Here is a 25,761-nt window from a genome sequence, read left to right on the forward strand (position 1 = left end):
TTTCTCTTCCAAATTGAATCGGTTTTACAGTGTATGTCGGTATTAAACTTGTAGCCACCCCGGCAACCGTTAGAATACGGGGTTCAGATACTGACAGGACACCTTCCATGAGCGAGCAGCAAACGCCAGCCGACAACGGCCAGGACGACGTCACCCACTTTGGCTTCCGCAATGTGCCAAGAAGCCAGAAAGCCGGCCAGGTGGCCCAGGTTTTTCATAACGTGGCAGGCAAGTACGACCTGATGAACGACCTGATGTCGATGGGGATTCACCGGCTCTGGAAGCGCTTCACCATCGAACTGTCCGGAGTACGTCCCGGGCACCGGGTACTGGACATCGCCGGGGGCACCGGTGACCTCACGATGAAGTTTTCCGATCTGGTGGGGCCATCGGGCAGCGTGGTGCTTGCCGACATCAACGCCTCCATGCTCAAGGTGGGCCGTGGCCGACTGGAGGATCGGGGTTATGCCGGCAACATCGAATACGTCCAGGCAGATGCCGAACACCTGCCGTTCCCGGACAACAGCTTCAACGCGGTGTCGATTGCCTTCGGCCTGCGCAACGTCACCGACAAGGATCAGGCCCTGCGGGACATGGCCCGGGTGCTCAAGCCGGGCGGCAAACTGATGGTGCTGGAATTCTCCAAGCCGACCAATCCTCTGCTGAGCAAGGCCTATGACGCCTATTCCTTCAATGCATTACCCCTGATGGGTCAGCTGGTGGCAGGCGACAGCGAGAGTTACAAATACCTGGCCGAGTCCATTCGCATGCATCCGGACCAGGAGACGCTCAAAGGCATGATGGAGCAGGCCGGCCTGGCGAATTGCCGTTACTACAACATGACCGGCGGCATCGTCGCCCTGCACGTGGGTATCAAGCCCTGATGGGTCCGGGTCCTACCCTGCTCGCCGCAGGCAGCGCGATCGTGGAAAGCGCCCTGAACCGGGCGCTCGAGCTCGACCCGGCTGGTCGCCGGGCCCTGCTGGAGGCATTGCCGGGGCCGGTCCAGTTTACCTTGACCGCTCCCACAACCGCGCAATATACCCTCGATCGGACCGGCGACCGCATCCGGGTGAGCAGCCAGCCTCCCGAACAGCCCCGGGTGTCACTCGTGGGACGCCCCGTCGCGTTTGCGGCCCTGGCGCTGGGCGACGATCAGGTGCTCACCGATGGCCGCCTGAAGGTGGGGGGGGATACGGATCTTGCACACCAACTCCAGCATGCCCTGAGTACACTCGATCCGGACTGGGAAGCGGCCATGGCCAGGCACATCGGTGATGTGCCCGCCCACTTCCTTGGCAAACGCATTCGCGATGCGGTGAAGTGGAGCCGACAGGCAATTGGCTCGATGAACGCCAACCTGGAGGAATACCTCCACGAGGAAACCCGAAGCCTCCCCGGTCGCCACGAAGTGAACGCAGCGCTCGACGACATCGAGGCCCTGGATCAACGGGCAGGTGAGCTGGAGGCCCGGATCGACGCACTGGAAAGCCGCGACACTGACAAACCGGAGAACCCGTGACCCGCTTGAGACGCCTGATCCGTATCGCCTGGGTATTCTGCCGTTACCGGCTGGACACGTTTCTGCCCCTCGCCGAATTGCCCGCGCCCTTGAAGATCTTTTTCCTGCTCGCGCCCTGGCACCTGTTTCCAAAGCCCAGGTTGAACCGGGGGGACCGACTCCGGCTGGCGCTGGAAGAGCTCGGACCGGTATTCGTGAAATTCGGCCAGATACTGTCCACCCGCCGGGATCTGCTGCCGGATGACATGGCCGAATCCCTGAAACATTTGCAGGATCGGGTACCACCATTCCCGAGCGATACCGCACGCCAAATCATCGAGACCTCGCTGGGCCGTCCGGTCTCTGAGCTGTTCTCCGAATTCACCGCAGACCCGATGGCTTCAGCCTCTGTCGCCCAGGTTCACGCGGCAACGCTGCCGGACGGGCAGAAGGTCGTGGTCAAGGTGCTGCGCCCGGGTATCGAACGAGTGATTCACCAGGATCTGGCCCTGATGTATTTCATGGCCCGACTGCTGGAGCGTTACTGGTCCGAGGGCAAACGGCTGCACCCGGTCGAGGTAGTGGCTGACTACGACTCCACCATTCACGACGAGCTCGATCTGCAGCGCGAAGCAGCCAACGCCAGTCAGCTGCGCCGCAACTTCGAGAATTCCTCGCTCATCTATATCCCGTTCATCGACTGGACCTACACCCGCAAAACCGTGCTGGTCATGGAGCGCATCCAGGGCATTCCCATTGCCGACGTACCGGCACTGAAGGCGGCGGGCGTGAACATGAAAGTCCTGGCAGAAAAAGGGGTGGAGATCTTTTTCACCCAGGTTTTCCGGGACAGTTTCTTCCACGCCGACATGCATCCGGGCAACATTTTCGTGGACGTTTCCAATCCGGCCGACCCCCGTTACATTGCCATCGATTTCGGGATCGTCGGGACGCTCGCACCCGACGACCAGAGCTACCTGGCCCGCAACCTCCTCGCGTTTTTCCGCCGGGACTACCGGCAGGTTGCGCAGCTCCATATCCAGTCCGGCTGGGTGCCGCCCGATACCCGGGTGAATGAATTCGAAGCCGCCATCCGGACAGTCTGCGAGCCGATCTTCGAGCGTCCGCTCAAGGACATCTCTTTCGGCCACTTCCTGTTGCGCCTGTTCCAGACCGCACGCCGCTTCAACATGGAAGTCCAGCCCCAGCTCGTGCTGCTCCAGAAGACCCTCCTTAACGTGGAGGGGCTTGGCCGCCAGCTCTACCCGGAGCTGGATCTCTGGAGCACCGCCCAGCCATTCCTGGAGGACTGGATGCGCAAGCGTATTGGCCCCTCGGGACTGATCAAGTCGCTCCAGTCCCATCTGCCCTCCTGGCTGGAGCAATCACCGGAAATGCCACAACTGGTTCATGATGCGCTGTTGCAGCTGCGCCATGCCGGACCCACGGAACAGCAGAACCGCGCTACACTGGAGCTGCTGAAACAGCAGCAGGAACGCACGGAACGTCGTTGGCGCCGCGGCATTGCTGCCCTGGTGCTGGTTGCGGTGGCAGTCGCGGGCACCCGTCCCGAAGCCCGGGCCTGGCTTGAGACCACCCCATCCTGGAGCTGGGCGCTGTTGGCCGTGGCCGGTGCCCTCGTACTCCGTGGCGGCCGATAACCCACACCTTCACTCAGGACTGAACACCATGCAAGACTCCGCCTCCCCCGACAACTGGCTTGATATCGTTCGCTGGAACAGCGACGGCCTCGTGCCCGCCATCGCCCAGGATGCGGAGACCGGGGAAATTCTGATGATGGCCTGGATGAACCGGGAATCCCTGAAACTGACGGCAGAAGAAGGCCAGGCGGTTTATTGGTCGCGGTCCAGAGGCAAACTCTGGCGCAAGGGTGAGACCTCCGGACATCAGCAGGTGGTTCGCGACCTCCGTCTGGACTGCGATGAGGATGTGATCCTTCTGAAAGTCGAGCAGAAAGGCGGCATTGCCTGTCATACCGGTCGTCGCAGTTGCTTCTACCGCGCGTTGGAGGACGGCCAGTGGGTGCCGGTGGAGCCGGTACTCAAGAACCCCGATTCGATTTACGGCAACCAATGAGGAGACACCCGTGAGTGACGTACTGGAACGCCTGGCCCAGGTTCTGGAAGCCAGGAAGGAAGCAGATCCGGAGACATCCTATGTTGCCAGCCTGCATGCCAAGGGTCTGAACAAGATACTTGAGAAGGTGGGCGAGGAATGCACCGAAACACTCCTGGCAGCCAAGGACGCGGAACTCAGCGGCGAGACCCGGGATGTCATTTATGAAACCGCCGATCTGTGGTTTCACAGCATGGTAATGCTGTCCCGCCTGGGCCTGGGGCCGAACGATGTCATTGAGGAACTGGGTCGGCGTTTCGATCTTTCCGGACTCGAAGAGAAGGCCTCCCGCGAGCAGTAAACAGGGGTTACCTCTTTCGGGGGTTTCCGCGAAGCCGCTTAGTTAACGTACAATAGCGCTACAAGACACAATTGAACGAGGATCCCCGAATGGGTATCAGTATCTGGCAACTTCTCATCGTACTCGGCATTGTCATTCTGTTGTTCGGGACCAAAAAACTGCGCAACATCGGCAGCGACCTTGGCGGTGCCATCCGAGGCTTCAAGAAGTCCATGAACGAGGAAGAAAAACCCTCTTCAGAACCGGAGTCTCTGGAGGACAAATCCAACGCTCAGCCCGAAGGCTCAGACGAAAAGTCCCGGGACAAGACCCAGAGCTGAGAGCTGACTGAATGTTCGACATCGGCTTTCTTGAACTGCTGATCTGTGCCGTCATTGCCCTGCTGGTACTCGGTCCGGAACGACTCCCGACGGCGGCGCGGGCCGCCGGCCGCTGGGTGGGCGCGGCCCGGCGCATGGTCAGCCAGTTCAGCTCTGAACTCGACCGGCAGCTGAAAGCCGAGGAACTCCGCGAAGAACTCCGTAAAGCAGGCGATGTCGGCCTGGACGACGTTCAGAAAACCGTGCGCGGTGCACTGGATGAGGCCAAGAAATACGAGCACATGATCCTGCCGGATGGCAAAGGCCATCAGCAGACTCCCATGTCCAAAGGTACGGCCGCCGACGCCGCCCCGTCGGAGACCTCCGGCGATCAGGACGACAGCCCGACACCGGATAATTCGTCCGCGCCCAAACAGGTTCCACCAGGCTCCCCGGATAAGCGTTCATGACCCAACAACCAGACGGGCAGCAGTCTCCCCCTGAACAACAGGAAATGCCGCTGGTCGAGCACCTGCTCGAGCTGCGCAATCGCCTGCTGAAAATGGTACTGGCCGTCATCGTCTGCTTTGCCGCGATCTACCCTTTCGCCAACGACCTGTATCTGTGGTTGAGCGAGCCGCTCAGGGCGCTGCTGCCCGAGGGCCAGACCATGATCGCCACCGACGTGACCTCGCCCTTCTTCGCGCCCCTGAAACTCGCCCTGGTGGTGTCCCTGTTTGCCGCCATCCCGGTCGTTCTCTACCAGCTGTGGAGCTTTATCGCCCCGGGGCTGTACGCCCATGAGAAGCGACTGGCGTTTCCGCTCCTGTTCACCTCGGTGATCCTCTTCTATGCCGGCGCTGCGTTTGCCTATTTCGTGGTGTTCCCGCTGGTGTTCGGCTTCTTCACCGCCATCGGCCCCGAGGGCATCCTGGAGCTGCCGGACATCAGCAGCTACCTGGATTTTGTGCTGAAGATGTTCTTCGCCTTTGGCGTTGCCTTTGAAATCCCCATCGCGACCGTGCTTCTGATCCTCACCGGCATCACCACGCCCCAGGATCTCGCCGCCAAACGCCCCTATGTGGTGGTGGCCTGCTTCGTGATCGGCATGTTGCTGACCCCGCCCGACATCATTTCCCAGACCATGCTGGCCGTGCCCATGTGGATTCTGTTTGAATTCGGCATCATTTTCGGCCGGCTTGCGCGCCGGGAGGTTGCCGACGCCGGTCCCGACGAGCCCACAGACGAATGAACCTGGCCCTCCTGCACGACGAAGACCTGGTTGCGGCGGATCGGGCGCTGATCCGGGGCAGGCGCCTGCAGCACCTGCAATCCGTCCTCAAGTCGGCGATCGGTGACCGGGTGCCCGTCGGCCGCATCAATGGGCCCATGGGCACCGGAGAAATCGTCCGACTGGACGACGACGAAGCCGAACTGCAACTGACTCTGGACCAACCCGCGCCCCCGCCGCTTCCGCTGACGCTGGTGCTTGCCATGCCCAGACCGAAGATGTTCCGGCGGATCATCCAGACCTGCGCCGCACTGGGCGTCAAAGACATCTGGTTGATCAACAGCTACAAGGTGGAGAAAAGTTTCTGGCAGACGCCCTGGCTTTCCGAACCCCACTTGCGGGAAAACCTGACACTGGGGCTGGAGCAAGCCAGAGACACCGCCATGCCGCAGGTTCATGTTCGAAAGCTGTTCAAGCCGTTCGTCGAGGACGAGTTACCGGGACTGCTGGAAGGAAAACAGGGCCTGGTCGCGCACCCCGGTACCGCGACACCCTGCCCGACTCACCTGCCCGGGCCTGCGCTGCTGTGCGTGGGACCGGAGGGGGGCTTCACCCCCTATGAAGTCGGAAAACTGGAAGAAGCCGGCTGCCAGGGCGTTCACCTGGGGCCCAGGATCCTGCGGGTAGAGACGGCGGTACCGGTGCTGATCAGCCGGCTGTTCGATCTCTGCACCTAGCCGGCCCGCGGCTCACTCACCCTCGGCGGGCGAACCCTTGCGATTCTGCCAGGCATTGATCACCGGCGTCAGCACCGCCACCAGCAGCGCACCCGCCAGAACACCAAACACCCCATCGGCGAGGAACGGCGTAACGGTCGCCAAGGGCTCGGCCAGTCCCTCCGCGAAATGATGCAGGGCGTCGTATGCCGGCGGCACGCCATGGATGAGAATGCCTCCGCCCACCAGAAACATGGCGATGGTACCCAGGACCGACAGCGTCTTCATCATCCAGGGCGCGAGCCAGAGAATGCCGCGGCCTGCCCGCTGGGCCAGCTCACTGTCCTGGCGGGTGAGGTACAAACCGCCATCATCCAGCCTGACGATACCCGCCACCAGACCATAAACCCCCAGCGTAATCATCACCGCCACCAGGCTCAGAACAAGGAACTGAATGCCGATACTGTGACCGGTCACGGTTCCGAGGGTGATGGTAATGATCTCTGCCGACAGAACGAAGTCTGTCCGTATCGCGCCCCGGATCTTGTCCTTCTCGATCGCCCTCAGGTCCGTGTCGGGCTTTTCCAGGGCCTTCTGGAGTTCCTCCCGGCGCCCCTGGTCTTCCTTGCCGTGAAGGAACCGGTGCGCCACCTTTTCAAAGCCTTCGAAACACAGGAAAGCGCCCCCGATCATCAATAGCGGCGTCACCAGCCAGGGCACGAAATAACTGATCGCTACGGCCGCGGGCACCAGAATCGCCTTGTTGACCAGTGACCCTTTGCAGACTGCCCAGACTACCGGCAGTTCCCGGGCCGCCCGGACACCGGTCACCTGCTCGGCGTTCAGCGCCAGGTCGTCGCCCAGAACGCCCGCGGTCTTCTTGGTCGCGGCTTTGGTCATGAGGGAGACATCGTCCAGGATGGTGGCGATGTCATCGATCAGCGCGAGCAGACTGCTTGCGGCCATAGTAATATCCCTTGTAATCCGGTGGCAGATGAATCAGTCGGCCAGACCCATGGCCTCGACAGCAATGCGGTTCTTGATAAACGGCATCCGGTCGAACCAGCGCATCCCGGTGTTCCTCAACCAGCGCAGGGGAAGTTCATCACGGGCAAACAACTGCTTGAAGCCTTCCATCGCGGCCATCATGGTCAGGTTCTCGCCTTTGCGCCGGCGTTGATAACGTGCCAGGACATCAGGGTCGGCCGGAGACAATCCGGCTGCACGGGCGCGTCGCAGTTCGTCCAGCAGGACCCGCACATCCCCATATCCCAGATTCGCCCCCTGGCCAGCCAGCGGATGGATGGTGTGGGCCGCATCGCCCACCAGCGCCACCCCCTCGGCAACGTAATCCTTGGCGTGACGCTGGCGCAATGGAAATGCGTAGCGCCGGGAAACCGACTGCACATCGCCCAGCGTCTGTTCGATAGCCCTCTCCAGCGCCTGCCGGAACGCCTCGTCACCAAGACCCATCAACCGCTGGGCTTCCAGGGTATCCTGGGACCAGACGATGGAACAGAAATGGTCGTCTCCCGCTTCGTTCAGTAACGGCAGGAACGCCAAAGGCCCGGTGATCGCGAATTTCTGCCAGGCCGTGAACCGGTGCGGTTTCGCCGTTCGGACCGTACAGACAATGGCCTGCTGGTCGTAGTCCCACTCCCGGGTAGGCAACCCGGCCCACTGGCGCATTCTTGAATGGGCGCCATCGGCGCCGATCACCAGGGCGGCATCCAGGCGACGACCGTCCGCCAGCTCCACACCATGGCCGGCCCGCCAGTGCCGTACCTGCTGCCCTTCTTCAAGGACCACGTCGCTGTCCTGCAGGGCACGGTAAAGCGCGCGCACGACGTTCCGATTTTCTACAATGGTGCCAAGGGACCCGACGTGCAGATCCGCGGCATCGAAATGGATGCGTCCGGTTCCGTCACCATCCCAGACGGTCATTTCCCGGTACCGGCAGTGCCTGAGGGACGTCACGCCCTGCCACACGCCGAGCTCCTCCAGCAAACGCTGACTTGCCGTGGAAATGGCGCTGACCCGCGGTTCGAAATCCTCCACGTCCCGCGCCGGTTCTGGCTCCGCCAGCACCGATGCCTGTGTCGCACCGTCCACGAGGGCGACCCGCCAGCCCTGACGACCCAGTCCCAGCGCAACGGCCGAGCCGATCAGGCCACCACCCACAACAACGACGTCGAACTGCGAACTATCCACTGTGCTGTCCATTCGGTACTGTCTTCCTTCCGGATCGATTCGGGGACGAGAGGACCGGCTTTCGCCCGCCGGTTCCCATGGCCTGCCGGGCAAACCAGCGCTTGGCACCCGGGATCATGTCCAGCCCGACCAGCCCCGCGTCCCTCGCCGCCGCAACCACAGGCAGCGACTGGCCGAATACCCGTATCAGGGAATCCGAAAAACGTACGGTCTGTTGCCAGTCCTGGCGATGATGCTGCTCATATCCACCGAGCACCGACAGTTCCCCAAGCGAGCGCCCCTGCTCATGGGCGTTCCGGAACTGCTCCACCAGCGTCATCAATCCACGCAGAGCGAGGTTGAAGCCCTGTCCGGCCACCGGATGCAGGGCATGGGCGGCGTTGCCCACCAGCGCCACACCGGAACGAACAGGAGCATCCACCGTGGTCAACGCCAGTGGATAGTGATGACACTCGCCAATCCGGATGAAACGCCCGAGGCGCCAGCCAAACCGCTCCTGCAAACGCTGACAACGGCCTTCATCCGATAACGCCAGAACCTCCTCCAGCGCCTCGTCGCTCAGTGTCCATACCAGCGCGGACTGATGCCCCGGCTCGCCCGGGGAATCATGGGGCAACAGGGCCATGGGCCCGGAATCGGTAAAGCGCTCATACGCCGTAAAACGGTGAGACTCGCTGGTGGTCACGTTGGCGATCAGGGCGTTCTGACCGTAGTGTTCGGTATGGGTGACAAAGCCGAGCTTTTCCCGCAAGCCGGAGCGTCCGCCGTCGGCCACGACCAGACACTGACCGGTCAGTGTCTGCTGCTCGCCCTGCTCCCGGATGGTGACCTCCACACCGGACTCCGTGGGCATCATGTCCAGTACTTCCGCCGGCGCACGCCACCGGACCGATGTATCCTGAAGCGCCCGCATCAGGCAAAGCCCCATCCAGCGATTGTCCGCGACGTAGCCGAGGGCATCCTGGTGATGATCCCGGGCGTGCAGCCGGGTTGCGCCGAACCGGCCACGATCCGATACGTGAATATGACGAATGGGTGTGGCATGGCGGGACAGCTCCGGCCAGAGCCCGAGCGCATCAAAAATCAGCCGGGAGCCCCAGGCAAGTGCGGTGGAACGCGCGTCGTAACTGGGCTGGTAATCGGCCGGCAAGGCCTCCGGCGACAGGGGAAAGGTTTCCACCACCGTTACCCGCAATGTCGGGACCTCACGAGCCAGTGCCAGCGCCAGCGTGGCACCGGCCAGTCCGCCGCCGGCAATGATGAGATCGGTATCGGTTCGGTCCACGGTGTCAGCCCGCCATCAGCGCTTCGATATCGGCAATGGCCTTGGGAGCGTCGTCGGTCAGCACACGACAGCCCTCCTTCGTGACCACCACGTCGTCTTCGATCCGGATACCGATGCCACGCCACTTCTCATCCACGCTGGTGTTGTCCGGTGCCACGTACAGCCCCGGCTCCACGGTCAGAGCCATACCCGGCTCCAGCTGGCGCCAGGCATCTCCGATGCGGTAATCGCCCACATCGTGCACATCCAGCCCGAGCCAGTGCCCGGTTCGGTGCATGAAAAACGGTTTGTAGGCTTCGTCGGCAATGGCGTCGTCAACGGTGCCGGACAGCAGGCCCAGATCGATCAGCCCCTGGGTCAGCACCCGGAGCGCGGCCTCGTGTGGATGGTTCCAGTGGTTACCGGGACGAACCGCTTCGATCGCCTCGTACTGGGCCGCCAGTACCACTTCATAGAGTGCTCGCTGCTCCGGACTGAAGCGGCCACTGACCGGAAACGTGCGGGTAATATCCGATGCATAGCACTCGAATTCACAGCCGGCATCGATCAGAACCAGGTCGCCCTCTTTTAGAGGCGCGCTGTTCTCGATGTAATGCAGGATGCAGCCGTTGGCACCACCACCGACAATCGATGGATAGGCAGTGGAACGAGCCCCATGCTCCATGAACGTGTGGATCAGCGTGGCTTCCAGGTTGTATTCGTAACCGCCCTGACGGGCCCGCCGCATGGCGTTGCAGTGGGCCTCGGCGCTGATCTTGCCAGCCTTGGCCATGACCCGTATCTCGCCGGCACTCTTGTACAGCCGCAGGTCATGCAACAGGTGCTCGAGCGCGACAAATTCACCCGGCGGGTGGGCTCCGGTGCGTACTTTACTGCGAATGGTCTTCACCCATTCCATGACCCGGTGATCCAGTCCCTGGTCCTTGCCCAGCGGGTAGTAGACGCGGCTTCGTCCTTCGATCATACCCGGCAGGATGTCATCGATATCCGAGATCGGGAACGCGTCGTCCAGGCCGTATTGCTCGATGGCGCCTTCCGGTCCGCACAGGAGGCCGTCCCAGAGCTCTTTCTCGGGATGACGTTCCTTGCAGAACAGTACGGCTTCACCGTGCTCCCGGCCCGGAATCAGGGCCAGTACCGCCTCCGGCTCTCCAAAACCGGTCAGGTACTGAAAATCGCTGTCCTGGCGGAACGGGTGCAGGACATCGCGGTTTCGGACCCGTTCGGGCGCGGAGGGAAGAATGGCAATGCTGTCCGGCGCCATCCGCTCCATCAGCTTCCGGCGACGCTCGGCAAACTCCTTAACGGCTATCATGGACGACATGGGCTCTCCCGTGGTCAGACCCGGCTCAATGCAGGGTCGGTGAATCAGTGGCGGGCTTCTGCGGGGCGTTGAATTCGGTAAACACCGCCAGGGCCCCCAACCGGATGTATTCGGTAATTTCAAGCAACTGCTGCTCGCTCTCTTCGTCCGCTTCCTCGTCGTCGGACAACTGGCTGATGGCGACCATGTCCTCGATCAGCTCACGGATTTCATCGGGCGCCTGGCCAAGGGATTCCCCTGCCGCCAGAGCCATGCCTTCAAGAAACCCGCGGACCCACGCCACCAGTGCCTCCAGCCGCTGCTCGATGGCGTAGTCATCATCCGGCAACAGGGGATGGAAACTCATGTCCGCAGACTGAAGAAGCGCCAGTGTCTGTTCATAGGCCCGATTCATGAACGGAGCCAGATCCTCCGAGTCCTCGGCGGTCTGCTCGGGCAATCCCATGTGTTCGCAGACCATGGCCAGCCAGTCGTTCTCCTCAATACGGGCGCCGGCCGCCAGGCGACCACAAAGAACGCCATGAAGCTCGGACGGATGACTGAATGCCTGATGGGCCGTAAAGACATTGGCCCACCGTTCGAATTCCGCGGCCCGTGCGGCCCCGGATGAGACGTCGGATTCTGACATTGAGCACAAAAATCCTGTATCGCTGAGTGAAGGCCCTATCCTAGCATTCGGGGCGCCACAAGGCACTCGGGGCGTGGCCCGGCCTCCTCATTCGCAACCCTGCCAACGGTGATCCCTGTCACGCCCGCGAGGCCATGACAAGCCTGTAAATTGACCGACTTACCATCCACACTTATAGTTGTTTGGATTCATAACAAACGATGCTGGGCACGCCATGGAACAGTCCGAAGTACAGGCCTTAGCGGACAAGTTGGACAAGCTGATTGAACGCTGCCAGAAGCTGGAGCGTGATAATGCCATGCTGCGGGATCTGCAGGACGACTGGAACCGAGAACGCGCCCAGTTAATGCACAAGAACGATCTTGCCAAAAACAAGATTGAAGCCATGATCGGCCGCCTTCGAGCGCTGGAGCACCACTGATGTCACAGCAACCCGCCACCGTTGAGGTGAAGATTCTCGACAAGGAATACCTGGTTGCCTGCCCGGATGAAGAGCGGGACGCACTCTTGCGCGCCGCCCGGCACCTCGATCAGAAAATGCGTGAGATCCGGTCCAGTGGCAAGGTGTTCGGCGTTGAACGCATCGCCGTGATGGCGGCGCTGAACATCACCCATGAACTCCTCGAACAGGATTCCATGTCCGACGCCACGAGCTCCATCCTGAAAGCGATGGACGGCAAGCTTGACCAGGCCCTTGGGGACAATTCCGGACACTGATCCGGAATCAGGTGTTGCAATCCGCCCCGGAGCTACCCGTATAATGGGATCAACTTCCTGGGCTGTTCGCGATGGTCGGATACGTCCTCGAGCCGATGCGCACTACCCAGGTGGCTACTTCAGGGCATTGTGAGCACGTCCCCTTACGGGGAAAGCCTAATATGTCACAGCGGCCACCGACCTTGAACTTTGGGTTCAAGGGCCACATCCGATAACGGCAGCCCGGGAAGCTTTATTTTGACCAGGTTTATCGCCCCACAACCGTTCGAATCCCATCCCGACACACTGAACCGAAGCCAGCTTCGCAAGCACCTGCGGGCCCAACGACAGGCGCTGACGTTTGAGCAGCAGATGCAGGCATCGGAATATCTCGCACTGAATCTTCTGAAGAATCCGGATCTCCACCGGGCAAAGCATATTGCAATCTATCTGCCCAATGACGGGGAGATCGATCCTCATCTGTTCATGGATATTGCCAGGCGTAAAGGGGCACATTTCTACCTGCCGGTGCTGCATCCGATTCATAACGGAAAACTGGTATTCAGCCCGTATCGGGACGGCGTCATGCTCCACGCGAATCGCTTTGGCATCCCGGAACCGGACTTCAGCAAAGGGTTGAAGCGGCCGCCATGGGCGCTGGACGCAGTGCTGTTCCCGCTGGTGGGATTCGACGAAAATGGTGGACGTCTGGGAATGGGAGGCGGATTCTACGATCGGACATTCGCCTTCAGCCGTTCAAGGCCGAGACTGGCCCCGAAACTGATCGGGCTGGCGCATGATTTTCAGAGGGTAAAGAAGCTTCCGACGGAACCCTGGGATGTCCCGCTGCACAGTGTGGTCACCGACCGGCGTTGTTACCGGTTCAGACCGTGAGCCTCGCCTTGCACGGAGCCAATGGTCACAGTGTTCTCAACCTGGGGCTTGTCTTCTGAGGCGTGGATGGAAGTAAATCCGGTAATCACAAGGCCGACAGCAAAAATCAGCACAATGGCTTTCAGGATGTCAGGCTTGCCGCCCATGGTTGGTGTTCCTTCAGACTCAGGTGGTAATTAATTGGAAAATCAGTCAGCTATTCTTGATTTCAAGAATTAGACGAAAGACTAACACGCAATCACCATTTTACAATTTTTGACGGATTAAACTTAGTTAAGAATTGAGGTCGCGCCCGGAGCATGGCGGGGCAAGGCTTCCGACACACGCTCAAGCACGTCCCTGTGGCGCTTGAGCTCCGCCATCCATGGCTCCGCACAGTATCGGAAGCCTTGCCCCGCCATGCGCCTGCCTCGGGTTATTTCGCGCTTCCGTTGCCGGCTCCGAGAAACAGACGATAGGCTTCATTTTCCGTCATGTCTTCGTACCGGAAGCCAACCTTATCGAGCATCTTCTCGAAATCCTGCTCTTCGCCGTCGCTGACCTGAGCCCCCAACAGCACCCGACTGTAGGCAGCGCCGTGGTTCCGATAATGGAACATGGAAATGTTCCACCGGGTGCCCAGTGACATCAGGAACTTGAGCAACGCACCTGGACGCTCCGGAAACTCGAACTGGTAGACCTTTTCATTGCTGATGCTCGGTGCGTGACCGCCCACCATGTGTCGAATGTGCTGTTTCGCCAGATCGCTGTCGGTCAGGTCGACCACGGAATAACCGGTCTCACGGAGTTCCTGGACCAGCTCGTCCCGACCATAGCCACCGGCCTGGATCTGGATTCCAACAAAGATGACTGCATTTTGCGCGTCCGAGTATCGGTAGTTGAACTCGGTGATACTGCGCTTGTGCAGGGCATTGATGAAGGTTTTGAACGCGCCCGGCTTCTCCGGAATCGTCACCGCGAGGATGGCCTCACGCTGTTCACCAATCTCGGTACGCTCGGAGATGTAGCGCAGGCGGTCAAAATTCATATTGGCGCCACTGAGAACCGCTGCGAGATTCTCCCCTTCCAGCTGTTCCCGCTGGACGTATTTCTTCAGGCCGGCCACCGAGAGGGCACCGGCCGGCTCGGCGATCGAGCGGGTATCCTCGAAGACATCCTTGATCGCGGCACAGATCTCATCGGTAGAGACGGTGATCACCTCATCCACATTGTCCTTGCAAATTTTCCAGGGTTCCTCACCAATCTGGCGGACGGCCACGCCGTCGGCAAAGATGCCGACTTCATCCAGAATGACCCGCTCGCCCGCCTTCATCGCGGCCTGCAGGCAGTTCGAATCCTCCGGCTCCACACCAATGACCTTGATCTCTGGCCGAAGGTATTTGATGTAGGCCGCCATACCGGCAACCAGACCACCGCCGCCTACCGGAATGAACACCGCATGCAGCGGGTGGGAAAACTGCCACATCATCTCCATGGCCACCGTACCCTGCCCGGCAATCACATCCGGATCATCAAAGGGCGGAATGTAGGTGTACCCGTGTTTGCGGATCAGCTCCTGGGCATGGGCTGCGGCTTCGTCAAACGCATCACCCTTGAGCACCACTTTTGCGCCACGGTCACGGACCGATTTTACCTTGATGTCCGGAGTGGTCTGGGGCATCACGATCACGGCCTTGATGCCCAGCTCTTTGGCCGACATGGCCACGCCCTGTGCGTGGTTGCCGGCGGAGGCACAAATGACACCCTTGGCTTTCTGTTCCTCGGAAAGCTGGGCAATCCGGTTATACGCACCACGAATCTTGAAGGAGAACACCGGCTGAAGGTCTTCGCGCTTGAGCAGAATGTTGTTTTCAAAACGCTTGGACAGGCTACGGGCTTCAGTCAGGGGTGTTTCGATCGCCACGTCATAGACGCGCGCATCGAGTATCTTCTTGATATAGCGTTGCGGCATTGTGGTTCCGGTCAGTTGATGAGTGTGCGAAGAAAACCCACAGTGTAGAAAGTTTGCACGGCAGCCGTCTATAAGCACACCGCCCAGACGGCTATAATGTCTGAAATTTCCCAATCCGGAGCCAGACATGAATCAGGACGAACTCAAACAGGCCGTGGCCAAAGCCGCCGTGGAGTACATTGCCCCGCGCCTGAACCGCGACAGCATTGTCGGCGTCGGCACCGGCAGCACCGCCAACTTCTTTATCGACCTGCTGGCCGAGCACAAGGCGGAATTCGATGGCGCGGTTGCCAGCTCCGAAGCGACGGCTGAGCGGCTCAAGGGCCACGGCATTCCGGTGTACGATCTCAACAGCGCCAACACCCTGGAGTTTTACGTAGACGGCGCCGATGAAACCAACGAACGCCTGGAGTTGATCAAGGGTGGCGGTGGCGCACTGACTCGGGAAAAAATTGTCGCGGCCGTGGCCAAGACCTTTATCTGTATTGCCGACGAGTCCAAACAGGTCGGCGTACTGGGCGACTTCCCCCTGCCGGTTGAGGTGATTCCCATGGCGCGCAGTTACGTTGCACGGCAAATCGTGAAACTCGGCGGCGATCCGGTGTACCGTGAAGGCTTCACCACCGACAACGGCAACGTGATCCTGGACATCCACAATCTGGATATCACCCGCCCGATCCACGTGGAGGAGCAACTCAACAACATTGTTGGCGTGGTCACCAACGGCCTGTTCGCTCGTCGGCCGGCCGACCTTCTGCTGCTGGGCACCGCCGAGGGCGTCAAGAGCATTCCCCGAAAAGGCATCTGATCCGCGCCCAGGCCGGAATAAGGGTTGGCATTTGAGGCCAGCCCTTTTTTTGTGCCTGCACAACAGCAAACCAAGCGCTTGCTTGGTGCCGGTTTCTGAGGGACACTGCACTCATCCGTGTTGACTGGCTGGGAGCCCGACTGTGTCCGATTACTTCAACGATACCCACGAACAGGCACGCCTGAGTGCCCGCAAGTTTGTTCAAACCCACGTACTGCCTCACATCGACGACTGGGAAGAAGCCGGGGAATTTCCCCGGGATCTGTACCGAAAGGCGGGCGACGCAGGTCTGCTGGGCGTCGGCTTTCCGGAAGAACTTGGCGGAACAGGGGAAGGCGATATTTTCCTTAAAGTGGCGATCTCCGAGGAGCTCATGCGTTCCACGTCCGGCGGACTGGTCGCGGGGCTTGGCTCCCTGGACATCGGCCTGCCACCGGTGGCGAAATGGGCCAGAAAGGAGATTCGCGAGCAGATCGTCCCCCCTGTCCTGCGGGGCGATAAGATTTCCGCCCTGGCCATTACCGAACCCGGCGGCGGCTCCGACGTCGCCAACCTCAAAACCCATGCCGTCCGGGACGGTGACCACTACATCGTCAATGGCAGCAAGACTTTCATCACCAGCGGCATGCGTGCCGACCACTATACCGTGGCTGTCCGCACCGGTGGCGAAGGCCACGGCGGAATCAGTCTGTTACTCATCGACCGGGACATGCCGGGATTCTCCACCGGCCGCAAGCTCCGCAAGATGGGTTGGTGGGCCAGCGACACGGCCGAACTCTTCTTCGAGGACTGCCGCGTGCCGGCAGACCGGCTGATCGGTGCCGAAAACGCGGGTTTTATTGCCATCATGAGCAACTTCCTGGCAGAACGGCTGATGCTGTCCATCATGGCCTACATGACCGCCCAGCTCGCCTATGAGGCCGCCCTGGAATACGCGCAGCAGCGACAGGCGTTCGGCCGGAACATCGCCGGCTTCCAGGTGACCCGCCACAAGCTGGTGGACATGGCGACCCAGATCGACATTGCCCGGGAATACACCTACCGCTGCGCGGCCCTGATGCAGGCCGGCAAGAACCCCATCAAACAGGTCGCCATGGCCAAGAATTTCTCCGTCGACGTCTGCGAGAAAGTCACCCGCGAGGCGGTGCAGCTGTTCGGTGGCATGGGCTACATGCGGGAATCCGTAGTGGAGCGCCTGTACCGGGATGCCAAAATCCTGTCCATCGGCGGCGGCACTACGGAGATCATGAAAGAGCTGATTGCCAAGCAATTGAGGCTCTGATCCTCGGGGAGGGGCGTATCAGGGGCCTATTCCAAAACACGCTCCTTACGGCACGTCCCTGTGACGCTTGAGCTCCGCCATCCATGGCTTCGCACAGTTTTGGAACAGGCCCCTGATACGCCCCCAGAGCTGTGTGCAGGCCCGGAAAAGCTCAAGTCTTGTATTCGAAGTATATCTGAGAGACCCGGGCGGCAATCTGACAAGGCCTCCCGAAAACGTGGAGCGCCATGGATGGCGCGACCGAGCCCTACAGGGACGTATTAACGGGCGCTTTTCGGGAGGCCTTGTCAGATTGCCGCTTACTCCCAAGCCAGAACGAATCCAGCACCAACAATCACGCCGACCAAGGTTTAGTTTCGAACTGCAGGAGACTCCCGTATAATTGCGCCCACTTTTTAACCGCAGTCAAACGCACTTCAACGTACCAGGAAGGATCGCACATGCAATTCGACAACATCCCCGCAGGCAAGAACCCGCCTGAAGACATCTACGTTGCCATCGAGATTCCGGCGAACAGCTCCCCGGTCAAGTACGAACTGGATAAAGACATGGGCGCCCTGCTGGTAGACCGCTTCATGGCGACTCCGATGTTCTACCCGGCCAACTACGGCTTCATCCCCCACACCCTGGCTGACGACGGCGACCCCCTCGACGTGCTGGTCGTCACGCCTTACGCGGTGCAGGCCGGTTCCGTCATCCGGTGCCGTCCGATTGGCGTTCTGAACATGGAAGACGAAGCCGGTGGCGACGCCAAACTGGTCGCAGTGCCTCACGACAAGCTGACCCAGTCTTACCACAACGTACGGGAAATCGAAGACCTGCCGGAACTGCTGCGCGACCAGATCCAGCACTTCTTCGAGAACTACAAGACGCTGGAGCCGGGCAAGTGGGTCAAGGTGCAGGGGTGGGACAACGCCGCCGCTGCCAAGAAGGCCATCGAAGATTCGATCAAGGCCTACAAAGGCTGATTCACGCCAACGTGAGACAAAAAAGCCGCGACTCTGGTCGCGGCTTTTTTATGCCCTGTGTCCCGTCCTGCCGGATCTGCAGCAGGCGGTCCGATTATCCCCGGGAGAGCAGATCCCGCATGTCACTGATCGCAGAGTTGGCGCGGGACAGGTAGGCCGCCATGGTCAGCGAGTGGTTGGCCAGAATCCCGAAGCCGCTGCCATTGAGAATGACCGGGCTCCACATGGGGTCCTGGGTGGCTTCCAGCTCGATGATGATCTGCTTGACGCTGGCCATCGCATTCTTGTCCTGGAGCACCTTCCGGAAATCCACTTCAATAGCCCGGAAGATGTGAAGCAGCGCCCAGGCACTGCCACGGGCTTCGTAGAAGACATTGTCCACTTGTGTCCAGGGTGTCTTAACTTCCTCGCCATCCGGGATTTCCTTGAGGCCCTGATCGGCATCGACATCCACCACGGCATCGGAAATCGATGCTTTCCCCACACTCTCACCCAGGTTACGGGACAGGCTACCCAACCGGGTTTCCAGATCTGCCAGCCAGTTACTCAGGTTATCGGCACGAGCAAAAAACTGGGCGCTGTCCTGGCCGTTGGAGGACAGCCGATCGAGGTAGCGCTTCAGCGCGGCAATGCCGCGACGGTATTCGGATTCGGTGGAGGGAATCGCCCAGCTGTTGCTGTCAAAGTTGAACTGCGGCTCAGCCACAACCAGATCGGGATCTTCCGCAGACTGACTCTGGGACCGCGCGATGTCGCGACGCATGGCCCGTGCGAGGTCACGTACCTGCACCAGGGCGCCGTATTCCCAGCTTGGAATATTGTCGAGCCAGAGCCCCGGAGGAAAGATGTCGTTGGTCAGGTAGCCTCCCGGCTTGTCCAGCAGCGTTTCGGCGATGCGAATAAGGGTACTGGTGGTGGCGAAACCCGTCACCGGTTCACGTCCCATCGCGTTGGCCACTGCCCGGGTATTCTCGCGCACCGAGAAGGTTTCCGGCTCGTCACTCCAGTAGAACCCGAGAACCACGGCCACCAGCAGGTAAACCACCAGGACAGCAAGCACGAATTTGCCGATGATACCGGACCCGCCGGTGTAATCCTGAACGTCCTCTTTACGATCCCTGAAGAACCGTCTGATTCTGCCTGACATAAGACTCCTAGTCCCTTTCCGGTTATTGGTTCGCCGCGAACGGTCGACCCAAATGGTACCCCATGGCGCCATCGATACCCAGTTTACAGATCACGCCATATTCCGACGCGGTTTCAACACCGCTGGCAAACACCTGAACACCCCGACTATGGGCGATCGACACCACAGATTCCAGGTAAAACCGGTTCTCTTCGTGGCTGTCGATGTTATGAATAAAGCTGTTGTCGATACGCAGCGCCTGAAATCTCAGATTCCTTAAATAGCTGAATGGCACCCCGCCAACGCCGAAGCGATCCACCACAACCGGAACGCCCAGGCGGCCCAGAGCTCTTACCAGAAGCCCCACCGCGGTACGATGATGATGAATGGTCTGTTCAGAAATACCGACCCAGAGATGCCGGGATGCGTCGCCTGCTTCTTCAAGCCAGATCAGAAGATCCCGCCGGAATGGCTCACTGGCAACGGAGGCACCGGCCACGGAAACCGCAAAGGATTGGTCGGGGCGGCTTTCCAGCCAGTCCAGCACCCGGCGGATCTGCAATCGGTCGATATCCTCGATCAGACCAAAACGCTCGGCCATCGGCACGAACACCCCCGCTTTCAGCTCGCCCTCGGGTGCCTGTAACCTGGAAAAAACCTGATGGTATAGCGGCGTCTCGGAGTGGTCCTCGAACATCGGTTGAAGCCAGAAGGAGAACCGTTCTCTCAAAATGGCCTCGCTGATGATCGCTCGCCAGGTGTCATTATTGTGGTGGTGCTCCTGTTCACCATTGGCGAAATGACATTCCGATTCTTCGTGGGACTGCGCGTTTCTGAGCGCCTCGTCGGCGGCAGACATCAATTCCCGGGCCTTGACGCCAGCGGCGGTCTTCGCAACCCCGCCGTGCACCGCCACTTCCGCGGGGGCGGCCTGATCCGCATAGACACCATCCAGCTCGGCCAGCAGATCCCGACACCAGATACCAGCGTCGGCCGGCACCGCACCAGGCAGGTATACGGCAAACTCGGCGCCCGTCCGGCGCCCCGCAAAGCTCCCGGTGTGCCTGGACAGAAACTCCCGAATGACACCCGCGATCCGGATCAGCAGGCGATCGCCCTCAAGACGGCCATATGAATCATTGAAGCCGGCAAAGTCCCGTAACTGGATCAACATCAGCGCGCCTGGCGCGAATCGCTCCTCGGATTCGACCTCCGCTTTGAGTCGCTGGTCGAAGGCACTGCGACTGGCCAGACCGGTAACCGAGTCTTCGTTGTTTACACGGCGAAAATGCTGGATCAGCTTGGCCTGGCCCTCGAACAGATGGCCGAGGTCGTCGGCCATCTGGTTCATGGCCGTTGTCACCTGATTGAGTTCACGGGTGGAACGAATCGTGACGTGACGCCGGAACTCCCGTCGACCAAGCGCTCGCGCCTGTTCCTCAAGGGCGTGGAGTGGCCTCAGGACTCTCGCCAGCACCAGGAACAGAGCGAACAGGCCGATCCCGCCAATCACCAGAATCGCCACCACCAGGCCGGAGGTAATGCGCCAGAGGTCCCGATAGGCCCGACCCGGATCGCTCACCACCTGCACGGTTCCCAGACGACTCCAGCCCCGTACGACCTCGGCACGAGCCACCGGCAGGGGCAGGTTAGCAAGAGAGCGGAACCAACCGGGTACACCGATATCCTCAAGGGTCCGGCTGCGTCCAACGACGACCTGGCCCTGGTTATCCAGGTACACGACACTGAGATAACGGCCACTGTCGAATACCGAATCGATCAGCGAGGCCGCCGCAACCCGGTCACGACCATCAATGGCATTGGACAGCGACAACCCCACCGCCGTTGCACCATCACGGGCCTGGCCCGCCAGCTGCTCCGACACATACCCCCGGAAGTGGCTGTAACTGGTAAAAAAGCCGGACAACAACACCAGAACGAGCAAACCGCCGGTGAAGATCAGCAGGAGGGTTCGCAGAGTGATCACCCCCCGCTGGTGCCTGACAGATTGTGGGTCACGCTTCCGTGCCATCCAGTGCGCTCCGGAGGGGCCGTGCGCCAGACCGCGAACGGACTGTGATCTGCACCCCAGAGTTGACAAACATTTACATAGCGCTACCTACGCCGACAACTTTAAACACTATAGACTCTGCAAAAGCACTAAGGTTAAAAAATCGTCCGCACCGGGCAGGACGACCGATAATGAGAAAAGGACGGACCGGAGCACAATGAACGACGAAAGCCAGAAAGAGAAACTCAGGCAACACTTCGCGCGTCGCGTCACCACCCAGGCTCGGGTGGTCCTGGATACCTGGCAGAAGATTCATTCCGATCACTCACTCGCCGCCGCTCATCGTGACGAACTGGCGAGTGCCGCAGAAAAACTGGTTCGTTATGCCCAGCGCTTTGAAATGGTTTCCCACGCCGAGGCCGGCCAGAAGGTTCTGACATTGATGGAACAATGGCCCACCGGTGGAGCCCCCGCCGACGATCTCTGGCCACCGCTGCAGGATGCCATGGAGATTCTCTGTCGCAGCACGCTTCGGCGCACCGATCAGAACAGCGATGAAGCCCCGCATCAATACCGCCGCACCCCGATTTACATCGCCCTGGAAAACGATGAGATGGCCAACCGGCTGATCCGGCAACTGGAATTCTTCGGCTTCCGTGCCTCGGCATTTTCCAGGGCAGACGATCTGATTGAAGCCTGCGCCCTGCACAAACCCGAAACCATCCTGATGGACATCAAATTCGGGGGTGACGCGCCGGACGCCGGCATTGCCGCAATCGAACGCCTGCAGGAACGCCATGAAACCCCCATTCCCATCATTTTCATGAGCGACGAGGACGGCACCATCGAGACGCGTCTGCGGGCGTCCCGGTGTGGCGGAGAGGAATTCTTCTATCCGGCCGTCGATCCTGGCCAGCTGATCGAAAAGATCGAGACCTACACCCATGGCAACACCGTCGAACCCTATCGGGTGTTGGTGCTGGACGATTCCAGGGCCCAGGCCAAGTATATGGAAACGGTGCTGCGAAAGGCGGGGATGACCGCACACATCATCACCGACCCCATGCAGATCATCCATGCACTGGAAGAGTTCTCACCGGAAATCATCATTCTGGACATGTACATGCCCGGCTGCACCGGCATGGAGATCGCCCGGGTCATTCGGCAGCAAGACCGTTTTCACAGTGTCCCGATCATCTACCTTTCCGCGGAAGAAGACGTTTCCAAACAGCTGCACGCCATGAGCCTCGGCGGCGACGACTTCCTGACCAAGCCCATTGATCCCAAGCACCTGATCGCCACCATTCACAACCGCGGGCGCCGGGCCCGCTCACTGCTCGCGCTGATGATCCGCGATAGCCTGACCGGCCTGTACAATCACACCCATACCCTCCACCTCCTGGACCAGGAGATCGTGCGCGCCCGTCAGAAAGATCAGCCACTGTGCTTTGCCATGATCGACATCGATTTTTTCAAGAAGGTGAACGACACCTTCGGCCACCCCATCGGGGATCGGGTCCTGCGCAGTCTGTCCATGTTTCTCAAGCAGCGACTGCGAAAAACCGACCACATCGGCCGGTACGGCGGCGAAGAGTTCGCCATCATCCTGCCCAACACCCGTATCAGTGATGCCCGAAACGTGCTCAACGAAATCCGGGAGCGTTTTTCGGAACTGCAGCAGCCCGCCGGCGACCGGGAGTTCAATGTCACCTTCAGTTGCGGTGTCGCCGCCTGGCAGGGCGACAGCTCCCAGGCCCTCTGTGAGCGGGCTGACCGGGCGCTATACAGCTCCAAGGAACACGGCCGCAACTGCGTGACCGCGGCCGATGCCTGACCCCTCGGCGGGGCAGCACCCTGCTGCCCCGCGACCTTCCGCTATGAAACCAACGTCGAATGGAAGTTGCCACGGTCGTTGACGACAATGATTGTCATCAACGAAGGTTCAATTTCGATGATCGCGCTGTCTTTTTACGACCAATGGCCAACACGAAAGATTGTCAAAAAGTGTTGATCTGAGGAAAACAAGCACGCACCATTGTGGGAAAATGCCTCGATTTTCGGCGATCCTGTAAAAAAAGACAGCAAGACGGAAGCAATCATGTCCACCATTCTCGTGCTCCACGGTCCAAACCTGAACATGCTCGGCACCCGGGAACCCGAGGTGTACGGCTACGAGACCCTGAGCGACATTGATGACCGGCTGAAGGATACGGCGGCGGCCCATGGCCATCACCTGCTCCATCTGCAGTCGAACGCCGAATACGAACTGATTGACCGGGTGCACGAAGCGCGGGCGGAAGGCGTCGATTTCATCATCATCAATCCCGCCGCCTTCACCCACACCAGCGTGGCCCTGCGGGACGCCATTCTGGCGGCAGGTATTCCGTTTATCGAGGTGCACCTGTCCAACGTGCATGCGCGCGAACCGTTCCGCCATCATTCCTACTTCTCCGATATCGCCGAGGGCGTTATCTGCGGATTGGGCAGCCACGGGTACGATCTGGCCCTGCAGGCCGCCCTGCAACGAATTCACCGATAGACCAGACACAACGGGACTGGATTAGCTATGGATATTCGCAAAATCAAGAAGCTCATCGAACTGCTCGAGGAGTCCGACGTCGAAGAACTCGAAATCCAGGAGGGCGACGACTCGGTCCGGATCTCCCGCCGCCGCGAGCAACCGGCTGCGACTCACTACGTAAGCCACGCTCCGGCGCAGGCACCTCAGGCCGCCGCACCGGCGGAGGCGCCGGCACCTGCCCCCGAGCAGCCCGCCGCACCCGACGTTCCTGCCGGACATACGGTGAAATCGCCGATGGTAGGCACGTTCTACCGGGCACCGTCGCCGACCGCCCAGTCGTTTGTGGAAGTAGGCCAGACCGTCAACAAGGGCGACGTCATCTGCATTGTTGAAGCGATGAAGATGATGAACCAGATCGAAGCCGACAAGGCCGGTACCGTCACGGATATCCTGGTCGAAAATGGCCAGCCGGTGGAGTTTGACCAGCCGCTGGTCGTCATTTCCTGAACTGGGTGATAGCTACTCATGGCCATGTTAGAAAAAGTTCTGATCGCAAACCGCGGTGAAATCGCGTTGCGTATCCTGCGCGCCTGCAAGGAACTGGGCATAAAGACCGTCGCCGTGCATTCCCAGGTCGACCGGGATCTCATGCACGTTCGACTGGCAGACGAATCCGTCTGCATTGGCCCGAACAGCGCAACCGACAGCTACCTGAACATTCCCGCCATCATCAGCGCCGCCGAAGTGACCGACTCCGTCGGGATTCACCCGGGTTATGGTTTCCTGGCCGAGAATGCCGACTTCGCCGAACAGGTTGAGAAGAGCGGCTTCAGGTTCATCGGCCCAAAGGCCGAAACCATTCGCCTGATGGGCAACAAGGTGTCTGCCATCGAGGCCATGAAAAAGGCCGGGGTACCCACGGTTCCGGGTTCTGACGGGCCACTCACCGACGATGACGAGCGAACACTGACAATCGCCCGCCAGATCGGTTATCCGGTGATGATCAAGGCCGCCTCCGGCGGTGGGGGTCGTGGCATGCAGGTCGTGCACTCCGAGGCCTCCCTGCTCAAGGCGATCCAGATCACCCAGAGCGAAGCCAAGAACGCCTTCGGTGATCCCACCGTATACCTCGAGAAGTTCCTGGAAGCGCCCCGCCATGTGGAAGTGCAGGTCCTCGCCGACATGCACGGGAACGTTATCCACCTGGGCGACCGCGACTGTTCCATGCAGCGCCGCAACCAGAAGGTCATCGAAGAGGCACCGGCACCGAACATCAACCCGGAATCCCGGGCCAAGACCCTGAAAGCCTGTGTCGATGCCTGCAAGGAAATCGGCTATGTCGGTGCCGGCACGTTCGAGTTCCTGTACCAGGACGGTGAGTTCTACTTCATCGAGATGAACACCCGGGTACAGGTGGAGCATCCGGTATCAGAGATGGTTACCGGTGTGGATATCGTGCGCGAACAACTGCGGATCGCCAGCGGACTGCCACTGCAGTATAATCAGGACGAAATCCGCATTTCCGGTCACGCACTGGAATGCCGCATCAATGCCGAAGACCCGCAAACCTTTGTTCCCAGCCCAGGCAAGATCAAGCATTATCATGCGCCCGGAGGCTACGGGGTTCGCGTCGACTCCCATCTCTACAGTGGCTACACAGTGCCGCCCTATTACGACTCGCTGGTGGCAAAGCTGATCACCTGGGGCGATGACCGGGAGATTGCCCGGCGCCGCATGAAGACAGCACTGGACGAGATGGTGGTCGAGGGCATCAAGACCAACCAACCCCTGCATCGAAGATTGGTACGCGATGGTGGCTTTAAACAGGTAGACTTCACCATCCATTACCTGGAAAAACTGATGCGGGAATAA

28 protein-coding genes and 1 other RNA gene are annotated in these 25,761 nt (G+C 60.2%); 20 read left to right on the forward strand and 9 right to left on the reverse strand.

Annotated features, from left to right (window positions below):
- The first annotated feature begins 107 nt into the window (after window positions 1-107).
- From ubiE to MSNKSG1_RS12050, 9 genes are all read left to right on the forward strand, one after another.
- A complete protein-coding gene (ubiE, locus tag MSNKSG1_RS12010; protein WP_008939546.1) occupies window positions 108-884 on the forward strand; it encodes a bifunctional demethylmenaquinone methyltransferase/2-methoxy-6-polyprenyl-1,4-benzoquinol methylase UbiE in 777 nt (258 codons plus the stop codon).
- Window positions 884-1,522, forward strand: a complete 639-nt coding sequence (locus MSNKSG1_RS12015) for a ubiquinone biosynthesis accessory factor UbiJ (protein WP_008939547.1) — start codon at window positions 884-886, stop codon at window positions 1,520-1,522. Before ubiE ends, MSNKSG1_RS12015 begins: the two co-directional genes overlap by 1 nt.
- On the forward strand, window positions 1,519-3,162 hold the full coding sequence (gene ubiB / locus MSNKSG1_RS12020) for a ubiquinone biosynthesis regulatory protein kinase UbiB (RefSeq protein WP_008939548.1): 1,644 nt from the start codon (window positions 1,519-1,521) through the stop codon (window positions 3,160-3,162). Before MSNKSG1_RS12015 ends, ubiB begins: the two co-directional genes overlap by 4 nt.
- 28 nt (window positions 3,163-3,190) lie before the next feature.
- Window positions 3,191-3,598, forward strand: coding sequence for a phosphoribosyl-AMP cyclohydrolase (hisI, locus tag MSNKSG1_RS12025; RefSeq protein ID WP_008939549.1), 408 nt, complete (start codon window positions 3,191-3,193; stop codon window positions 3,596-3,598).
- A 10-nt stretch (window positions 3,599-3,608) separates the two neighbouring features.
- Window positions 3,609-3,938, forward strand: coding sequence for a phosphoribosyl-ATP diphosphatase (locus MSNKSG1_RS12030; RefSeq protein ID WP_008939550.1), 330 nt, complete (start codon window positions 3,609-3,611; stop codon window positions 3,936-3,938).
- 89 nt (window positions 3,939-4,027) lie between these two features.
- Window positions 4,028-4,258 carry a Sec-independent protein translocase subunit TatA gene (tatA, locus tag MSNKSG1_RS12035; RefSeq protein WP_008939551.1) on the forward strand — a complete coding sequence of 77 codons (231 nt, stop codon included), beginning with the start codon at window positions 4,028-4,030 and terminating at the stop codon, window positions 4,256-4,258.
- Between the two features lie 11 nt (window positions 4,259-4,269).
- A complete protein-coding gene (tatB, locus tag MSNKSG1_RS12040) occupies window positions 4,270-4,707 on the forward strand; it encodes a Sec-independent protein translocase protein TatB (RefSeq protein WP_008939552.1) in 438 nt (145 codons plus the stop codon).
- Complete coding sequence (gene tatC, locus MSNKSG1_RS12045; RefSeq protein WP_008939553.1) at window positions 4,704-5,489, forward strand: twin-arginine translocase subunit TatC; 786 nt, start codon at window positions 4,704-4,706, stop codon at window positions 5,487-5,489. Before tatB ends, tatC begins: the two co-directional genes overlap by 4 nt.
- A complete protein-coding gene (locus MSNKSG1_RS12050) occupies window positions 5,486-6,205 on the forward strand; it encodes a 16S rRNA (uracil(1498)-N(3))-methyltransferase (protein WP_008939554.1) in 720 nt (239 codons plus the stop codon). The genes tatC and MSNKSG1_RS12050 overlap by 4 nt, the downstream gene beginning before the upstream one ends.
- 12 nt (window positions 6,206-6,217) lie before the next feature.
- Here MSNKSG1_RS12050 and MSNKSG1_RS12055 read toward each other — a convergent pair whose 3' ends face one another.
- The 5 genes from MSNKSG1_RS12055 to MSNKSG1_RS12075 are packed head-to-tail and all read right to left on the reverse strand — an operon-like array spanning window position 6,218 to window position 11,632.
- Entirely contained in the window at window positions 6,218-7,150 is a 933-nt protein-coding gene (locus tag MSNKSG1_RS12055; protein ID WP_008939555.1) for a DUF808 domain-containing protein, read from the reverse strand.
- 33 nt (window positions 7,151-7,183) lie between these two features.
- Entirely contained in the window at window positions 7,184-8,407 is a 1,224-nt protein-coding gene (locus tag MSNKSG1_RS12060; RefSeq protein WP_008939556.1) for an FAD-dependent monooxygenase, read from the reverse strand.
- Window positions 8,388-9,680, reverse strand: a complete 1,293-nt coding sequence (gene ubiH / locus MSNKSG1_RS12065) for a 2-octaprenyl-6-methoxyphenyl hydroxylase (RefSeq protein WP_008939557.1) — start codon at window positions 9,678-9,680, stop codon at window positions 8,388-8,390. Before ubiH ends, MSNKSG1_RS12060 begins: the two co-directional genes overlap by 20 nt.
- 4 nt (window positions 9,681-9,684) lie before the next feature.
- Entirely contained in the window at window positions 9,685-11,004 is a 1,320-nt protein-coding gene (gene pepP / locus MSNKSG1_RS12070) for a Xaa-Pro aminopeptidase (RefSeq protein ID WP_008939558.1), read from the reverse strand.
- A gap of 25 nt (window positions 11,005-11,029) precedes the next feature.
- Window positions 11,030-11,632: a UPF0149 family protein gene (locus MSNKSG1_RS12075; protein WP_008939559.1), complete on the reverse strand. Its 603-nt coding sequence runs from the start codon at window positions 11,630-11,632 to the stop codon at window positions 11,030-11,032.
- Between the two features lie 214 nt (window positions 11,633-11,846).
- Here MSNKSG1_RS12075 and MSNKSG1_RS12080 point away from each other — a divergent pair, with 214 nt between their 5' ends.
- The 4 genes from MSNKSG1_RS12080 to MSNKSG1_RS12090 all read left to right on the forward strand — a co-directional run bounded on the left by MSNKSG1_RS12080 (window position 11,847) and on the right by MSNKSG1_RS12090 (window position 13,222).
- A complete protein-coding gene (locus MSNKSG1_RS12080) occupies window positions 11,847-12,053 on the forward strand; it encodes a TIGR02449 family protein (protein WP_008939560.1) in 207 nt (68 codons plus the stop codon).
- Window positions 12,053-12,349, forward strand: coding sequence for a cell division protein ZapA (locus MSNKSG1_RS12085; protein WP_008939561.1), 297 nt, complete (start codon window positions 12,053-12,055; stop codon window positions 12,347-12,349). Before MSNKSG1_RS12080 ends, MSNKSG1_RS12085 begins: the two co-directional genes overlap by 1 nt.
- A 51-nt stretch (window positions 12,350-12,400) precedes the next feature.
- A non-coding RNA gene (gene ssrS / locus MSNKSG1_RS18945) (6S RNA) lies at window positions 12,401-12,582 on the forward strand.
- A gap of 4 nt (window positions 12,583-12,586) precedes the next feature.
- Window positions 12,587-13,222, forward strand: a complete 636-nt coding sequence (locus MSNKSG1_RS12090) for a 5-formyltetrahydrofolate cyclo-ligase (RefSeq protein WP_008939562.1) — start codon at window positions 12,587-12,589, stop codon at window positions 13,220-13,222.
- Here the strand turns inward: MSNKSG1_RS12090 and MSNKSG1_RS19290 are convergent.
- On the reverse strand, window positions 13,204-13,368 hold the full coding sequence (locus MSNKSG1_RS19290; protein WP_008939563.1) for a hypothetical protein: 165 nt from the start codon (window positions 13,366-13,368) through the stop codon (window positions 13,204-13,206). The genes MSNKSG1_RS12090 and MSNKSG1_RS19290 overlap by 19 nt on opposite strands.
- Window positions 13,369-13,637: 269 nt before the next feature.
- Window positions 13,638-15,302, reverse strand: a complete 1,665-nt coding sequence (gene ilvA / locus MSNKSG1_RS12095; RefSeq protein WP_083871058.1) for a threonine ammonia-lyase, biosynthetic — start codon at window positions 15,300-15,302, stop codon at window positions 13,638-13,640.
- Between ilvA and rpiA the strand changes: the two genes are divergently transcribed.
- From rpiA to ppa, 3 genes are all read left to right on the forward strand, one after another.
- Window positions 15,301-15,981, forward strand: a complete 681-nt coding sequence (gene rpiA, locus MSNKSG1_RS12100; protein ID WP_008939565.1) for a ribose-5-phosphate isomerase RpiA — start codon at window positions 15,301-15,303, stop codon at window positions 15,979-15,981. The genes ilvA and rpiA overlap by 2 nt on opposite strands.
- A 142-nt stretch (window positions 15,982-16,123) precedes the next feature.
- Window positions 16,124-17,263: an acyl-CoA dehydrogenase family protein gene (locus tag MSNKSG1_RS12105; protein ID WP_008939566.1), complete on the forward strand. Its 1,140-nt coding sequence runs from the start codon at window positions 16,124-16,126 to the stop codon at window positions 17,261-17,263.
- A gap of 440 nt (window positions 17,264-17,703) precedes the next feature.
- Window positions 17,704-18,231 carry an inorganic diphosphatase gene (ppa, locus tag MSNKSG1_RS12110; RefSeq protein ID WP_008939567.1) on the forward strand — a complete coding sequence of 176 codons (528 nt, stop codon included), beginning with the start codon at window positions 17,704-17,706 and terminating at the stop codon, window positions 18,229-18,231.
- A 94-nt stretch (window positions 18,232-18,325) separates the two neighbouring features.
- On the opposite strand, the gene MSNKSG1_RS12115 is transcribed toward ppa, so the two are convergent.
- Both MSNKSG1_RS12115 and MSNKSG1_RS12120 read right to left on the reverse strand, forming a co-directional pair.
- Entirely contained in the window at window positions 18,326-19,378 is a 1,053-nt protein-coding gene (locus MSNKSG1_RS12115) for a DUF2333 family protein (RefSeq protein WP_008939568.1), read from the reverse strand.
- 22 nt (window positions 19,379-19,400) lie between these two features.
- Entirely contained in the window at window positions 19,401-21,389 is a 1,989-nt protein-coding gene (locus tag MSNKSG1_RS12120; protein WP_008939569.1) for an EAL domain-containing protein, read from the reverse strand.
- A 196-nt stretch (window positions 21,390-21,585) separates the two neighbouring features.
- On the opposite strand from MSNKSG1_RS12120, the gene MSNKSG1_RS12125 reads away from it, so the two are divergent.
- From MSNKSG1_RS12125 to accC, 4 genes are all read left to right on the forward strand, one after another.
- Window positions 21,586-23,202, forward strand: a complete 1,617-nt coding sequence (locus MSNKSG1_RS12125; protein ID WP_008939570.1) for a diguanylate cyclase — start codon at window positions 21,586-21,588, stop codon at window positions 23,200-23,202.
- 264 nt (window positions 23,203-23,466) lie between these two features.
- Window positions 23,467-23,907, forward strand: coding sequence for a type II 3-dehydroquinate dehydratase (gene aroQ / locus MSNKSG1_RS12130; RefSeq protein WP_008939571.1), 441 nt, complete (start codon window positions 23,467-23,469; stop codon window positions 23,905-23,907).
- Window positions 23,908-23,934: 27 nt separating this feature from the next.
- Window positions 23,935-24,396 (forward strand): acetyl-CoA carboxylase biotin carboxyl carrier protein, encoded by a 462-nt coding sequence (gene accB / locus MSNKSG1_RS12135; RefSeq protein WP_008939572.1) that lies wholly within the window; start codon window positions 23,935-23,937, stop codon window positions 24,394-24,396.
- Between the two features lie 18 nt (window positions 24,397-24,414).
- Window positions 24,415-25,761 (forward strand): acetyl-CoA carboxylase biotin carboxylase subunit, encoded by a 1,347-nt coding sequence (accC, locus tag MSNKSG1_RS12140; RefSeq protein WP_040886892.1) that lies wholly within the window; start codon window positions 24,415-24,417, stop codon window positions 25,759-25,761.

This window comes from Marinobacter santoriniensis NKSG1, from assembly GCF_000347775.1.
In the GTDB taxonomy this organism is placed as follows: domain Bacteria; phylum Pseudomonadota; class Gammaproteobacteria; order Pseudomonadales; family Oleiphilaceae; genus Marinobacter; species Marinobacter santoriniensis.

Bases quoted from the DNA above. Each gene is read 5' to 3' on its own strand.
- MSNKSG1_RS12050 (WP_008939554.1), top strand. From the start codon at position 5,486: ATGAACCTGGCCCTCCTGCACGACGAAGACCTGGTTGCGGCGGATCGG.
- MSNKSG1_RS12075 (WP_008939559.1), bottom strand. From the start codon at position 11,632: ATGTCAGAATCCGACGTCTCATCCGGGGCCGCACGGGCCGCGGAATTC.
- MSNKSG1_RS12060 (WP_008939556.1), bottom strand. From the start codon at position 8,407: ATGGACAGCACAGTGGATAGTTCGCAGTTCGACGTCGTTGTTGTGGGT.
- aroQ (WP_008939571.1), top strand. From the start codon at position 23,467: ATGTCCACCATTCTCGTGCTCCACGGTCCAAACCTGAACATGCTCGGC.
- pepP (WP_008939558.1), bottom strand. From the start codon at position 11,004: ATGTCGTCCATGATAGCCGTTAAGGAGTTTGCCGAGCGTCGCCGGAAG.
- MSNKSG1_RS12015 (WP_008939547.1), top strand. From the start codon at position 884: ATGGGTCCGGGTCCTACCCTGCTCGCCGCAGGCAGCGCGATCGTGGAA.
- tatC (WP_008939553.1), top strand. From the start codon at position 4,704: ATGACCCAACAACCAGACGGGCAGCAGTCTCCCCCTGAACAACAGGAA.
- MSNKSG1_RS12125 (WP_008939570.1), top strand. From the start codon at position 21,586: ATGAACGACGAAAGCCAGAAAGAGAAACTCAGGCAACACTTCGCGCGT.
- MSNKSG1_RS12055 (WP_008939555.1), bottom strand. From the start codon at position 7,150: ATGGCCGCAAGCAGTCTGCTCGCGCTGATCGATGACATCGCCACCATC.
- MSNKSG1_RS12080 (WP_008939560.1), top strand. From the start codon at position 11,847: ATGGAACAGTCCGAAGTACAGGCCTTAGCGGACAAGTTGGACAAGCTG.
- accB (WP_008939572.1), top strand. From the start codon at position 23,935: ATGGATATTCGCAAAATCAAGAAGCTCATCGAACTGCTCGAGGAGTCC.
- MSNKSG1_RS12115 (WP_008939568.1), bottom strand. From the start codon at position 19,378: ATGTCAGGCAGAATCAGACGGTTCTTCAGGGATCGTAAAGAGGACGTT.
- hisI (WP_008939549.1), top strand. From the start codon at position 3,191: ATGCAAGACTCCGCCTCCCCCGACAACTGGCTTGATATCGTTCGCTGG.
- tatA (WP_008939551.1), top strand. From the start codon at position 4,028: ATGGGTATCAGTATCTGGCAACTTCTCATCGTACTCGGCATTGTCATT.
- ilvA (WP_083871058.1), bottom strand. From the start codon at position 15,302: ATGTCTGGCTCCGGATTGGGAAATTTCAGACATTATAGCCGTCTGGGC.
- rpiA (WP_008939565.1), top strand. From the start codon at position 15,301: ATGAATCAGGACGAACTCAAACAGGCCGTGGCCAAAGCCGCCGTGGAG.
- ppa (WP_008939567.1), top strand. From the start codon at position 17,704: ATGCAATTCGACAACATCCCCGCAGGCAAGAACCCGCCTGAAGACATC.
- accC (WP_040886892.1), top strand. From the start codon at position 24,415: ATGGCCATGTTAGAAAAAGTTCTGATCGCAAACCGCGGTGAAATCGCG.
- ubiE (WP_008939546.1), top strand. From the start codon at position 108: ATGAGCGAGCAGCAAACGCCAGCCGACAACGGCCAGGACGACGTCACC.
- MSNKSG1_RS12120 (WP_008939569.1), bottom strand. From the start codon at position 21,389: ATGGCACGGAAGCGTGACCCACAATCTGTCAGGCACCAGCGGGGGGTG.
- MSNKSG1_RS12085 (WP_008939561.1), top strand. From the start codon at position 12,053: ATGTCACAGCAACCCGCCACCGTTGAGGTGAAGATTCTCGACAAGGAA.
- tatB (WP_008939552.1), top strand. From the start codon at position 4,270: ATGTTCGACATCGGCTTTCTTGAACTGCTGATCTGTGCCGTCATTGCC.
- MSNKSG1_RS19290 (WP_008939563.1), bottom strand. From the start codon at position 13,368: ATGGGCGGCAAGCCTGACATCCTGAAAGCCATTGTGCTGATTTTTGCT.